General features: G+C 73.1%; 10 protein-coding genes and 2 pseudogenes. 3 read left to right on the top strand and 9 right to left on the bottom strand.

Features of this window, described 5'->3' with window-relative positions; translation table 11 throughout:
- The 4 genes and pseudogenes from FMEAI12_RS38580 to FMEAI12_RS36700 all read right to left on the bottom strand — a co-directional run.
- Window positions 1–375, bottom strand: a pseudogene (locus FMEAI12_RS38580) (hypothetical protein); the annotation flags it as partial.
- A gap of 26 nt (window positions 376–401) precedes the next feature.
- Window positions 402–824 (bottom strand): annotated as a pseudogene (locus tag FMEAI12_RS40160) (DNA methyltransferase); the annotation flags it as partial.
- Between the two features lie 84 nt (window positions 825–908).
- Entirely contained in the window at window positions 909–1,157 is a 249-nt protein-coding gene (locus tag FMEAI12_RS40155) for a DNA methyltransferase (RefSeq protein WP_200835398.1), read from the bottom strand.
- Window positions 1,154–1,552: a hypothetical protein gene (locus tag FMEAI12_RS36700; protein WP_160144316.1), complete on the bottom strand. Its 399-nt coding sequence runs from the start codon at window positions 1,550–1,552 to the stop codon at window positions 1,154–1,156. The genes FMEAI12_RS40155 and FMEAI12_RS36700 overlap by 4 nt, the downstream gene beginning before the upstream one ends.
- Before the next feature lie 174 nt (window positions 1,553–1,726).
- On the opposite strand from FMEAI12_RS36700, the gene FMEAI12_RS24155 reads away from it, so the two are divergent.
- Both FMEAI12_RS24155 and FMEAI12_RS24150 read left to right on the top strand, forming a co-directional pair.
- The gene (locus FMEAI12_RS24155; protein ID WP_112107958.1) at window positions 1,727–2,236 is read left to right on the top strand and encodes a helix-turn-helix transcriptional regulator; all 510 of its coding nucleotides are present in this window, start codon (window positions 1,727–1,729) and stop codon (window positions 2,234–2,236) included.
- Window positions 2,233–2,862 (top strand): nucleotidyl transferase AbiEii/AbiGii toxin family protein, encoded by a 630-nt coding sequence (locus FMEAI12_RS24150; protein ID WP_160144315.1) that lies wholly within the window; start codon window positions 2,233–2,235, stop codon window positions 2,860–2,862. The genes FMEAI12_RS24155 and FMEAI12_RS24150 overlap by 4 nt, the downstream gene beginning before the upstream one ends.
- A 277-nt stretch (window positions 2,863–3,139) precedes the next feature.
- Here FMEAI12_RS24150 and FMEAI12_RS24145 read toward each other — a convergent pair whose 3' ends face one another.
- Entirely contained in the window at window positions 3,140–5,164 is a 2,025-nt protein-coding gene (locus tag FMEAI12_RS24145; protein ID WP_131627861.1) for a DUF6461 domain-containing protein, read from the bottom strand.
- Between the two features lie 438 nt (window positions 5,165–5,602).
- Between FMEAI12_RS24145 and FMEAI12_RS24140 the strand changes: the two genes are divergently transcribed.
- Entirely contained in the window at window positions 5,603–6,352 is a 750-nt protein-coding gene (locus FMEAI12_RS24140) for a hypothetical protein (RefSeq protein ID WP_112107951.1), read from the top strand.
- Between the two features lie 32 nt (window positions 6,353–6,384).
- Here the strand turns inward: FMEAI12_RS24140 and FMEAI12_RS24135 are convergent, their stop codons facing one another.
- The 4 genes from FMEAI12_RS24135 to FMEAI12_RS24120 form a co-directional block, all read right to left on the bottom strand.
- Window positions 6,385–7,293, bottom strand: a complete 909-nt coding sequence (locus tag FMEAI12_RS24135; protein WP_112107957.1) for a pentapeptide repeat-containing protein — start codon at window positions 7,291–7,293, stop codon at window positions 6,385–6,387.
- Between the two features lie 170 nt (window positions 7,294–7,463).
- Window positions 7,464–8,243 carry an SDR family oxidoreductase gene (locus tag FMEAI12_RS24130; RefSeq protein ID WP_112107950.1) on the bottom strand — a complete coding sequence of 260 codons (780 nt, stop codon included), beginning with the start codon at window positions 8,241–8,243 and terminating at the stop codon, window positions 7,464–7,466.
- A 167-nt stretch (window positions 8,244–8,410) separates the two neighbouring features.
- A complete protein-coding gene (locus tag FMEAI12_RS24125) occupies window positions 8,411–9,421 on the bottom strand; it encodes an alpha/beta hydrolase (RefSeq protein ID WP_112107949.1) in 1,011 nt (336 codons plus the stop codon).
- A 118-nt stretch (window positions 9,422–9,539) separates the two neighbouring features.
- Complete coding sequence (locus tag FMEAI12_RS24120; protein WP_112107948.1) at window positions 9,540–12,506, bottom strand: BTAD domain-containing putative transcriptional regulator; 2,967 nt, start codon at window positions 12,504–12,506, stop codon at window positions 9,540–9,542.
- Window positions 12,507–12,724 lie beyond the last annotated feature (218 nt).

Genomic DNA, 12,724 nt, shown 5'->3' with positions numbered 1-12,724 from the left:
GGAGTACACCCGCCCCCGGTACGTGCCCGGCGCCCCAATGATCAGCTCCTCCGTTGAGGGCCCCATCATGACCGCCACCAACGCCACGTTCCCCGTGGTGCAGGTGAACTCGAAGTCGGCCGACACCTCCCAGTCGTCCTGACGCTGAGGCTCCCAGTCCCACGCCTCCAGCTGCGCGCCGGCCACATGATCGCCCGCCGCGCTGACGATGCTGATCCAGTCCAGCGCGGTGCGCACCAAGTCGTCGTCCTCCGGCGGCCCCGGTTCCGGCTGGCTCGAGTCGTGGAACCACGACACGCCCTTGTCCTGGATGTAGAAGTGCCCGTAGACCACCCCCGTCTGGGGGCTGACTTCCGACGCCACGGTGCGCTGCACGCGGTGCACACCCGTTCCGGTGCGCTGGCCAGCAACGGCCGCTCGATCAGCGACACTGGGAAGCTGGCGAAGTGCGAGCCCCGGTAGTCGGCCGTGGCCAGCCGCCAGACGTCGCCAGGGTTCTTGCCGAGTGGGTGTCCGGCGATGCCGTTGGCCTTCAGGGCGCTGAGTCCAGTGTTGCGCTGCGTGCGCTGGACATGGCGGATGGTGGCGACCGCCGATTCTGGTGGGTAGACCCGACCAGCGGCTCGGGCCTGCGCCGCAGCCTGGCTGCTGGCGTGCGGGGTGCGGATGGTGTCCAGATCAAAGAAGTAGCGCCGGCTGCGGGTGAGGAGATAGATCACCTCGTGTGTGGTGCTCAGGCGGTCCACGACGCTGGTCGGCATGGGGTTCGTCTTGGCCCAGACGACCTTGTTCCGCAGGATCCAGCCGTCATCGGTGAGCGCCAGCGCCAGCCGCTCAGGTCCAAGTAGCAGGCTCTTCCTCAGTGCGCCGTCCTGCGGATGGCGGGCGTAGCCGTCGCCCAGGTTCAGTCAGACCACGCCGGTGGGCTTGAGTACGCGGGCTACCGATGCCATGACGACTCGCAGTCCGGCCACCCAGCCCTGAACGTCGCCTTCCAGGCCGAGCTGTCCCGGCACGCCGTAGTCGCGAAGACCGTAGTACGGCGGGCTGGTGATCACGGCGTCGATCGAGGCGGGCGGTAGATCAGCCAGTCGGGTGCGTACATCGCCGATGAGGATGGTGTTGCGCCGGAGCTCTGCCCGGCGGACACCGATCACGAACCTCCCCCGCGCCGACCGTTGGGTTGGTCGCATAGGTCCGGTTCGTCGGACGTATCGTCACCGTCTGTGTTCTCGACTACTTTGGGTAGCCAGCGGAGGTCGTTGAGGAGTCCAAGATTTTCGGAGTAGTGGCGCAGAAGCTCCACGAGCCGGCCCGTCGTGCTCGCTGACTTTTGGTCAGCTTCGCGGCGGGCCACGATCCTGCCGACGCCACGAACCGGCTTGGTCTGGCTGAGCCTGTCGACCCCGCGCCGCGCCGCTTTCATGCCCGGGACATCCGGGTACTCGGCACTGAACGTCTCACCCGTGCGCTGACCGATGCGATCAGCGATCCGCGGCTGCGAGCCCTCCTCAACCGGCTCGGGCACCGACCCGACGGCCCGCTTGGTCATCTCCCCGGCGCGATCGACCAGGCCGTCGACAGCGTAGAAGCTGCTCGGGCCGCCTGGTGGCAGGGCTCATGCCGAGGTCACGCCGTATGGGCCGGCGAACGGACCGAAAGACGAGTAGCGTATCTCATCGGATACGCTTCATGTCGTGATGGAGGGGATCGTGATGGAGGGGGAGTGGCGGATTCGCTGGCGGGCCGGCTGATCGAATCGGCGCGTCTGGAGGCGGGCCTGTCCGGGGCCGAGCTCGCGCGGCGGGCGCACACGTCGCGGCCGACGTTGGCGGCCTATGAGCACGGGGTGAAGTCACCGACGTTGGAGACCGCGACGCGCCTACTGGCGGCGGCGGGCTTCCGGCTCGACGCCGTGCCGGTGCCCTCGTTCGAGGTCGTGGTGGACGGGCGGGGACGACCGTTCACCGTGCCGGATCGGCTGCCCCGGCTCCCGATCCGGCAGGCGTTGGCACGGGTACGCCTGCCGGTCCATCTGAACTGGTCCGACCCCGATCGGACCTACGACCTTACCGACCGCCGACAGCGCCACCGGTTGTACGAGATCGTCCTACGCGAGGGAACGGCGGAGGACATCCTCGCCTACGTCGACGGGGCACTGCTCGTCGACGCCTGGCCGGAGCTTGTCCTTCCCGCCCCGATCCGGCGCGCCTGGGAACGGACCGCCCTCAGGTGATCACGCCGCTGCAGCGGGCGGTTGCGCGGATCTTCTTCGGGCTTCCTGAAAGCGTGGGCTTCGCGGTCGCGGGCGGCGCCGCGCTCATCGCACGTGATCTCGTCGACCGCGAGACCCGCGACGTCGACCTGTTCACCGCCCTCCCGCCCACGGCATCGATCCCCGACACGGCAGCGGCGTTCGAACGCGCGGCGGCTTCGCAGGGCTGGGCCACCCGGCGGGTCCAGCTCACGGACAGCTTCGCCAGACTTGTCGTCGAGGCAGACAGCGAGGCGCTGATCGTGGATCTCGGCGTCGACAGCCCGCCGGACGAACCACCCACCCTCACCGAACTCGGGCCGACACTCAGCGCCCATGACCTGGCGGCCCGCAAGACCCTCGCCCTGTTCGGCCGAGCCGAGGCACGCGATTTCACCGATGTGCACGACCTGGCGAACGTCTTCACCAAGGAGGAACTCGTCCACCTCGCCCAAACCCAGGACGGCGGCTTCGACCTGCAGGTGTTCGCCGACATGATCGGAACCATCAGCCGGTTCACCGACGACGACCTGGGACTGCCCCGCCCGGCCGCCGACCGGCTACGCCACTTCTTCCACACCTGGCGTCAGGAAATCACCGGCGGATGAGCGACGACCGGCCTGCCCCATTCGGATCGCTGCCATGAGCCCACGCCGGACAAGATCGTCGCCCGCGATTCCCTCCCACCACAGGCGAGTGACTCACGTGGCAAGATTCCCACCGGCTTTGCGGAACGTGTGTTCGAGGTCGGCCACGGTGTGATCATTCCGATCCTGGTCCGGCATCGTCCCTGGTCGGCTGCCGCGTCCCGACCGGGCGGACGGTGATTTCAGGACCTTCGACCAAGATCGAGCGGTTCTTCTGCTGCCACGTTGGGTCCATCCCTCATCTGTCGGGCATCAGGTAGGCCACGCCGGCCGCCTCCACCCGCTCGATGTCCACCGGCCGCACCGGGCAGCCGGTGAACCGCTCGACGGCCACCAGGCATTTCGCGACCTTGTGCCGGTGGTCGGTGAGGTCCATGCCGGCCAGGTACGGCAGCACGGCCGGGGCGAGCTCGGCCACCCGGTCGAGCCAGGGTTCGAAGGAGGCGACGATCTCGCCGTGCTCCGCGAGCGACAGCCGGGTGACCGCGTTGACGTTCCAGAACATGCTGGCCGCCCGGCCCCGCCGGGACAGCGCCCGCAGCACCTGCGCCTGGGTGCCCTGGAAGCCGTTGTCCTCGACCGCCAGCACGGCACCCTCCACTGCCAGGACGGCCACCCAGAACCGGCCGGCCCGCCATGTCTCGCGCATCTCGGTCATGGACACCGGCGCGGCGGGGTCGGCGCCGAACGCGCGGAGCACCTGCGCGACGTCGGCCCCGGGGACGACGGTGAGGGTGGCTGCCTCCCCGATCGGGCTGTGGCGCACCCAGCGGTAGGCGGCCTCCGGCCGGGCCGCGGGCGGCGGCTCGCCGCGTAGCCGGTGCCCCAGCCGGTCGGACCGCCTGTGCACGACCTCCGGCGCGGCCGGGGCCGCCCACACGACGAGCAGGTAGCCCTCGCCGCCGCGCAGGTCGCCTTCGTACTCTTCGCCCTCGTCCCGGTCGCGGGCGTGCACACGCAGGCGGTACGCACCCGGCCACGGCGGGGTCTCTCCTTCCAGGGCGGGGATCGCCAGGCCTGCCCCGAAGACGGAGGCGGATCCGGCCGTTGCCGTCCAGCTGACCTCCACCACCTCGTCCCATCCGTCGAGCTCGACCTCGTCCGGGGGGCCCTGGAGAATCGCCAGGCGGACATGTGCCGAGCCGGCCGCCGTCCCGGTGCGGATCAGGGCGCCGCCGGGCACGGTCTCGACCAGTCCGTTCGCGGCGAACGACGTGGGCGCCGCTGCTTCCAGCGCCGGAGAGCCGGACTCGGCGAGGGCGAAGCAGTGGCCGGCCACGCTGACCCGCCCGGCGGAACCGCGCGGAAGCCGGTACTCCGCCCGGCGACGGGCCAGCGCCGCGGCCGCGTACGCGGCCGGCATCGGCACCTCGGCGAGAACATGGGCGGCGGCGCCGAGCGCCAGACCGACGACCGCGGGTGGCCGGGCCGGCACCGCCGGCAGCCCGAGCTCACGCAGCACCGCGATGGAGACCGCCACCGCAAGGGCGAGCCGCACCGCGCCATGCCGCGCCGCGATCACCTCCTCGGCCGCTACCGTCTCTCCCTCCGCCACGACCTCTTTGGGCACGGTCTCCACTACGAGCAGCGGGGCGACCAGCGGGTGGGAGCTCAGCGCCCGCACCAGGTCGCAGGTGAGTGTGCTCGCGCCCCAGCGGACCTGGTCAAGCGTGATCACGGCGGCTTCCGGCTCGCCGCCACCACTGGCCATGGCGAACGCGACCACCTGGCTACCGGCAGGCGTCGGGACGCTGGCCGCCAGCCCGGTCGGGACCCCGCCCAGCTCGAACGCGCCGAGTGTCAGCTCAAGTGCGCCGAGCAGGCGTTCGGCCAGCAGCGGGCCGAGCCCGCGCAGCGTGCGCAGCACGGGCGACTCGGCCTCGCCGGCCGGGGAGGGCGGCACGAAGAACGGCTGCGGTGCGGGCCGTGGGCCCGGCCTCGGCGATGGCGGTGGGACCGGCCCGGGCCCGGACAGGCCCAGGATCGTCACCGGCGCCGCGTGCGGTGACCGGGGCTGATCGAACACGGCCCGCCCCTGGTAGCTGACTCGGGTGGAGCGCCCTCGTGGGTTCGGGCCCTGACCGGCCGGGCCTGGAACGTGTGACCCCCCGGGCACGCCGAGCCGGCCGAGCCGGGCCGCCGGGTCTGCTGGGATGACGCCCGCCAGCGCCGGCACCACCTTGGCCGCGGCGTTCGCGAGCGCATCCAGGGCCGCCGCCGGGAGCATCGTCGTGCCGTCCGCGGTTCCTGTCCGGTGTTCCACAGTCCGCCTCCTGCCTCACGGGTCTGGTGAGGATGTGAATCCTTGGCTGGTGGTTCCTGTACGGGCCGGTTGAAACCCGCGCTCGGATGCTTGCACGAGGGTCCGACAGGAATCAGCCACGCCGGCACGACCGCCGCCGGGGGCAGGCGGTTGGCGCCGACACACTCCGGGAGGATCGTTCCGGCGGGGTTAGGTGCTCGTGCTGACATACCTGGAATGAAAACGTCCAAAGGATTTTTGGCCGGTGGTGCGATGTATTTCGGTAAAGCGCGCGCCGGTGAATGGCCATCACCGGTCCGGTGATTGTTCTCGCTGGTCGACCAGGATCGAGTGAGCCGTCCGCGGGCCCGGGCCGGCGTCAGACGGCCGTTCCGGGCCGGTAAGGGCCCCGCGTGCGTTCCGGTCAGCGGGCGCTGTTCCCACTGTCACGATGAACGGGTGGATGAGCTTGAGGACGCGTGGTTCGCGTTGAGGACGGGCATCAAGATCGGAGTGAGCCTGCCGCACCTCGCGGCGGACGCGCTGGCGGCCGGGTTCGACAGCCCCGCGCTGCGTGAGCTGGCCGCCCTCGGCGTCCGTGACGATCTCGAAGCGCGCCGCCTGCTGCCCGTCGCGCTCACCGAGCTGGGCCACAGCCTCGAGCCGCAGACAGATGCGTGGGGTGAGCTGTTTCCCTGGGAGGAGTCGCGCGCCAGGTCGGGGTTGGGCAGCCGCATCTGGAGGACTGGTGAGCTGTTTCCCTGGGAGGAGTCGCGCGCCCGGTTCGAGCCCGATCTCGTGGCTCGGACCGAGCAGGCCCTGACGATCGTGCAGCGGGACCTGGACGGGACCGAGGCCGGCCTGGGCCGCCTGACGCTCCACTGGTCGGGCGGATACGGCGAGGACGGTGAGCCGCAGCTCCTCGTCGGCTTCGGCGGCGAGCCCCACCGCGGCGGGGGCAACCCCGCGGAGTGCCTGGACGGTGCCGACCTGCCCCATAGGGTCCTGTCGCTCGCCGAGAACGTCCAGGAGTGCGTGATGGAGATGTTCCAGTTCTACTGGCCGACCTGCGCCCGCCATCGTCGCGGCCTGCACCTGCCGGACTGGGACTGGGACGGCGTCGGATGGCCGGTGTGGCGGTGCCGGGCCGAGGGCGGTCACGCCGTCGCCCCGATCGGAGGACTGCGGAAGGAACCGCCGGTCTCCTGATCCGCGCGGCTGGCCGCGGCACCGCCGGTGGGTCAGCCGGGCATCGGGCGATGGCGGCCGGGGCGCGTCGGCTCGTCGGAGACCTGGAAGACGCCCGGGGCGACCTGCTGGGACGCCGACCGCATCCGGTAGGTCCACTCACCGGGCGGCCAGGCCGTCGCGGTCGACCAGTACACCCGGTCGAGCCGGGCGGAGCTCAGGAGGGCGGTGCCCAGGTCCGCGGCGCGCAGGTCCGCGCCGCGCAGGTCGACCCCGCGCAGGATCGCCCCGGCCAGGCGGATCCCGCGCAGGTCGGCCGCACGCAGGTCCGCCTGACGCAGGACCGCGTCGGTGGCGTCGGCCGCGCGCAGGTCCGCGCCGCGCATGATGATCCCGTCGGCGTCGGCTCCGCGCAGGTCGGCGCGGGCGAGAAAGGCCTTCCGGAGATCCGCGTTGTGGAGGAAGGCTCCGTGCAGGTCCGTCCCGCGCAGGTCGGCGCCGGTGAGGAAGGCGCCGGCGAGTAGCGCGCCGGCGAGGTCCGCACCGCCGAGCGCGGCCTGACTGAGGTCGGCGTCCCGCAGGTCGGCCCCGCGCAGGCAGGCGTCCCGCAGGTCCGTCCCGCGCAGGTCGGCGCCGCTGAGGTAGGCGCCGTGCAGCCGCGCCCCGCGCAGGATCCGCCCGGTGAGGCACACTCCGGCCAGGTCCGCGCCGGCCAGGTCCGCACCGGCGGCGTACCCGCCCGTCCGAGGCCTCCCGCGCAGCGCGGCGAGCAGACCACCCAGCGACCCCAGCCGTGCGGGGGCGCTGCCATGGGGCCCGGCACCCGGCGCGGTCTGACCTGGTGCGGCCTGACCCGGCGCGGCATGATCTGCCGCCGCGTGATCCGGAGCTGGGCGGCCCGGCGTGTCGGAACCCGGGGTGCTGAGCGGCCGGGCGTGCAGGTCCCGGCGCTCAGCACCCATCGTGATCACCCATACGTCGCGAAGGTGGGGCGACGGGTAACTCCACCGCGGCAATCATGTTTTCTCCCCGGGAGCCCGGACGCCCGCACGTGGCCTGCGTCATGGGTGGTGACATTAGCCACATGTGGGCGGAGAGGGGAGCGATTGCGGCTGTCGGTGCTCTCCCGGAGCTACTCCTGGTAGTCCAGCTGCTTGGTCGCACCGTTAGGGATGGCCGCCGGGCGTGGGGTCACGGCCACCGTGGGGATCGTGCCGCCGCACCGCAGCACGACGTCCACCACGCGCAGCAGCTCCGCGACGTCGAGCAGCGTGCCGGCCATGTAGCCGCGCTGCGCCCAGATCTGGTGCACCTCCGCGGCGTACTCCCTGTCCCAGCCGGCGATGAACTCGGTCGACGAGTCACCCTCGCCGCCGGCGCAGTCCCCGACGACGATGCGGGTGAAGCCAACGGACGGGTGCTCACCGCGCATCGAGTCGATGAGCTTGTCGAGCGCGGCCTTGCTCACGTTGTAGGCCGCGAACCCCGGCCAGGGCGGCGTCAGCGACGCGCTCACCGACGACAGGTAGGCCGCCACGCCACCCGAGGCCTTCAGGTGGGGGAGAGCCGCGGCGGTGATCAGCGCCGCGCCGATCACGTTCGTGTCGAACGCCTTGCGCCAGGTGGCGGCGCCGATCGTCTCGAACCGGGAGAGCGGGCCGATGCCGGTGGCGTAGACGATGGCGTCGATCCCGCCCAGACCCGCCGCCGCCTCCTCGACCGCGGCCTCGCAGGACTCCTCGTCGGTCACGTCGCAGGCGATGGCGAGCGTGCCCGGCCCGGCCTCCTTGGCCGCCTCGACCAACCGGTGCTGCCTGCGGGCGAGCAGTGCCACCTGGTCGCCGCGCTGGCCCCGGTCGACGCCGATACACCGGCCGAGGCCGCTCGACGCACCGACCACCACAACTCTCATCGCCTGGACTCCAGTTCTGTAGGCCGCGGGCCGCGGCACGCGGGGCCAGTCGGCACCCACGTCGTGGTAGGCGGCCCGATGTCAAGCTGCCGGGCCGCCGACAGGCCTCATAAGTGAACACATACACGGACGAGTGTCGAGTGAATCACGTCACCGCGGCAAGCGGGTCAGTCCCGCAGCAGGCGGCGCAGCCACTGGAGCCGTGCCGCCTTCGCCGCCCGCGAGAGCGCCGCCTGCGGGGCCACCAGGTCGAACGCGTGGAAGCCGCCAGGCCATACGTGCAGCTCAGCCTCGCCCCCGGCCTGCCAGATGCGGCTCGCGTAGGCCACGTCCTCGTCCCGGAACGTCTCGGCCGAGCCGACGTCGACGAAGGTGGGCGGCAGCGCGGAGAGATCGGTGGCGCGGGCCGGGGCCGCGTAGGAGGAGACGTCGGGGCCACCCCGGGCCGCGCCCAGCAGGGCCGTCCAGCCCATCTCGTTCATCGAGCGGTCCCAGATGCCCAGCCCGGTCATCTGCCGGGCGGACGGGGTGTCGTTGCGGTCGTCGAGCATCGGGCACATCAACAGCTGCCCGTCCAGGGCCGGGCCGCCGCGGTCGCGGGCCAGCAGCGCGGTCGCCGCGGCCAGGCCGCCGCCGGCGCTCTGCCCCGAGATGATGATCCGGGACGGGTCGACGCCCAGGTCGACCGCGTGCGCGGCCGTCCACACCAGACCCGCGTAGCAGTCCTCTACCGGTGCTGGATGGGGATTCTCGGGCGCGAGGCGGTAGTCCACGGAGACCACCACGAGGCCCAGTTCCTGCGCCCAGTCCAGCGGGTCGTCGAGCGTCAGCCGGTTGTCACCGGTGATCATGCCGCCGCCGTGCGCGAAGTACAGGACGGCGTGTGGCGTGGCGGTCGCGGTGGGCCGGCACACGAGCAGTGACACCTCGGGCCCGCCAGGCGGGCCGGGTACCGACACCTCCGTCAGCTCGAACGCCCCGTCGCGGGCCAGCCGCGCGTCCTGGTCCCGGTCCCGGCCGGTGTGCTCACGGGCGGCCAGGACGGCATCCAGCGTCCGCATCCCCGCCAGCGCCTGCTGCATGATCGCCATCGTCGGGCTTACCTCGGCGTCGAAGGGCGGCGGTGGTCCGGCGGCGCCGTCCTGGCGCGGGGTCGATAACGGGGAGTCGACTGTCATCGGCGGTCCTCCTGCGTCGGCGCGGAGCGTGAGCGGGCGTTATGAGACGCCCGCCAAGCATCGTCCCCGCTTGTCATCCGGCGGGCGACCGGTCGGGCCGGAGACCACGGGCCGCCGGTCAGGTGAGGAGGCCCAGGACGCCGCGCATGTACTCCAGTGCCTGACGGTCGTCCAGCCGCCGGCCGCCGGCCCGTTCCCGCTCCGGGTCGACGCGGGGGTCGGCGGCGACCCGGGCCGTCGCGCCGTCGACGAGCGTCCGCCACGCGGGATGCTCGAGCAGGCCGGTCGTCTCGAGGAAGCCCAGCATGCGTGCCGCGTCCTCGATCCGGCCGACGGCCGCCGCCATGTTGACGAACTCGACTGTGGTGACGCAGGCGGCCTGCATGTTCCCGTCGTCGAGAAGCTGCTCGACGTGCGAGTGCAGGATGGCGAACGCCCGTGCCCGCTCGCCGCGCCGGAAGACCGCCCGGGCCTGGACGGCCCGGTTCGGCGAGTGCGTCCGGGCCGGCACCTCGACGCCGACGGCCTCGTCGAACAGCCGGTCGGCGCGGTCGTGCCGGCCGCGTAGCAGCGCCGAGTAGCCGAGCAGCACCAGAGTCAGGTTCAGCAGGGTGGGCGGCCCCTGCCGGCGGTACCGCTCGACCAGCGCCCCGACCACGGCGTCGTGCTCGGCGAACCGGCCCGTGAACAGCAGGGCCGCGCCGACGTCCAGCTCGAACTGCTCGGCCAGGTCGTCCGCGCCGTGCCGGCGCAGCTCCGCCACGGCCGGCGCGGCCCAGGTCACATGGGCCGGGTAGTCCTCGTAGACGGACGCCCGCGCATGGCGGACCAACGGATGGTCCGGCTCGCCGTGGCGTTCGACGAGTCGTTCGTAGGCGGCGCTGTCCTGGCTCATCTTGTAGCGTTGCGCCGCCCAGGTGAGCGCGAAGACGACGAGGTCGGGGTCCGGCTCCGCCCCCGGCTGCCCGAGTGCCAGGAGCCGTTCGATCCAGTCGCCGATCTCGTGGCGGCTGCGGCGGACGATCTCCACGACGACGGGGCGCACGAGCGCCCGGGCCAGCGCCGTGTCACCGGCCGCGCACGCCCGGTCGAACGCGGCCCGCAGGTTGGGCCAGAGCTCGTCGAGACGGGCGACGCCCTCGACCTCGGCCGGGCCGGCGAGCAGCACCTGGACGCGGGTGGCCGCCTCGAGGCACCACCGGGCGTGCCGTTCGGTCGCCTGCCGGGTCTCACCGGCGTCAGCGAGCCGTTCGGCGGCGAACTGGCGCATCGTCTCCAGAAGCCGGAAGCGCCGCCCGAACGGCCCGGTCTCCGCCACGAGCATCGACCGCGCCACGAGGTCACCGAGCAGGTCCTCCGCCTCGCCCATCGCGCCGCCCGTGCCGCCCGTGCCGCCCGCGTCGGCCGTGCCCGGGTCGCCCGGCCGGCCGGCGGCGCGCGAGCCGTCCGCACCGTTGCTTTCGGTGGTTGCCGCGACGGCGGTGGCCGCGACGGTGGTGGCCGCGACGGTGGTTGCCGCGCCCAGGTCGAACGGCCCGGCGAAGACCGACAGCTGCCGGAACAGGCGTTGCGCGGCGGGAGCGAGCAGGTCGTAGGACCACCGCACGGTGGCGCGCAGCGTCCGGTGGCGCTCGTCGGCCGTCCGCGCGCCGCCGACGAGCAGGCGCAGCTGGTCGTCGAGGCGCTCGAGCAGGTCGGTGAGGCCGAGGGCCGCGGTGCGGGCGGCGGCCAGCTCGATGGCGAGCGGGAGGCCGTCGAGACGGCGGCAGATCTCGGTGATCTCGGCGTGGCCGGCCCGCGCGTCGAAGGCGGGGAAGACCGCGCGGGCGCGCTGCGCGAACAGCTCGGCGGCCGCCCCGGCGGGCTCCAGCGGGCCCACGGCGACGAGCCGCTCGAAGCCGTTCCCGAGGCCGAGCCGCTCCCGGGAGGTGGCGAGGATCCGCACCTCGGGGCAGCCTTCGGCGATCGCCTGGGCGAGCGCCGCGGCGCCGTCGACGACATGCTCGCAGTTGTCCAGGACGAGCAGCACCCGGCGATGGCGCAGCGCCGCCACGACGGACTCGCCCAGCGGGCGCCCGGAGCTCTCCGTCACGCCCACGACACCGGCTACCGCCCGCGCCACATCGGACGGAGCCGCGATCTCGGCCAGCTTGACCAGCCAGACGCCGTCCGCGTCGCGGTGCCGCGCCGCCGCCGCGAGGGCCAGCCGGGTCTTGCCGATCCCACCCGGCCCCACCAGGGTCACGACGGGTGAGACGGCCAGCGCGCCGCCGACGGCCTCCAGATCATGCTCGCGGCCGAGTAGCCGCCCCAGCCGGCGGGGAAGATTGCCCGGGCGCTCGCCCGGGACGGGACGTTCGCCGACCTGGCCGAATCCCTCGCCGGGCGGCAGGAGCCGTCTGTCGTGCTCCAGGACCAGTGCCTCGAGCTCGCGCAGCGCCGGCCCCGGTTCCACCCCGAGGGTGTCGACCAGGTGCCGGCGGGCGGCGCGGAACGCCGCCAGGGCCTCGGACGGGCGCCCGGCCCGGTAGAGCGCCGTCATGAGCAGCGCCCACAGGCCCTCGCGGAGCGGGTAGGCGGCGGTCAGCTCGGTGAGCCGGCCCAGCGCGGAACGCGCGTCGGTCTCCACCTGGCGCGCCAGATCCACCTCCACGGCGGCCAGCCACTGCTCGACCAGCCCGTCGACGGCTCCGGCCAGGCCGGGCACGACCAGCCCGGCCAGCGGCGGGCCCGCCCACTCGGCGAGGGCGGCGGCGACGTCCCGCTCGTCGAGCAGCCGCTGGAAGCGGACGACGTCCACCGCCTCCGGCGCGACATCCAGCAGGTAGGCGGCGCCGACCCGGCGGATCGAACCGGGACCGAGCGCCCTGCGAAGCCGGGTGGCGTACGACTGCAGGGTGCGGTCGGCCGTCCTGGGCGGGTGCGGGCCCCAGACCAGCTCCACCAGCCGCCCGACCGGCACGACCTTGCCGGGAGCGAGTGCGAGCGCGGCGAGCAGCGCCTGGCACTTCGCCGGGCCGACGTCGACCGGCTCGCCGCCGGACGTGACGGCACCGACCCCGCCCAGCAGCCGGATCCGCAGCACGGGTGCGCTCCCTGCCTCGACGACTTCCTGCCTCGACGATCAACTCTCCCGCCGCCAGTATGCGACCCGCCACCGACACTCAACCGCCGCGCCAGCGATTCACCGCCGCCGCTCAACACGGCGACGCCACCGTTGCCTCATGACGGTTCTCAGTTTGGATGCCGGGCGCGCCCGCGCCGCGGTGGCGGCCGGCCGGCCCGGTCGGCCCGGTCAGCCCG

Origin of the sequence: Parafrankia sp. Ea1.12, from assembly GCF_900465275.1 — a bacterium.
Classification (GTDB): Bacteria; Actinomycetota; Actinomycetes; order Frankiales; family Frankiaceae; genus Parafrankia; species Parafrankia soli.
This window is presented reverse-complemented; position numbering and strand designations above follow the sequence as displayed.

What these genes read in the sequence shown, in the direction of transcription:
- FMEAI12_RS24130 (WP_112107950.1), bottom strand. Translation starts at nt 8,243, where the DNA reads ATGAGAGTTGTGGTGGTCGGTGCGTCGAGCGGCCTCGGCCGGTGTATC.
- FMEAI12_RS36700 (WP_160144316.1), bottom strand. Translation starts at nt 1,552, where the DNA reads ATGACCAAGCGGGCCGTCGGGTCGGTGCCCGAGCCGGTTGAGGAGGGC.
- FMEAI12_RS24135 (WP_112107957.1), bottom strand. Translation starts at nt 7,293, where the DNA reads ATGGGTGCTGAGCGCCGGGACCTGCACGCCCGGCCGCTCAGCACCCCG.
- FMEAI12_RS24125 (WP_112107949.1), bottom strand. Translation starts at nt 9,421, where the DNA reads ATGACAGTCGACTCCCCGTTATCGACCCCGCGCCAGGACGGCGCCGCC.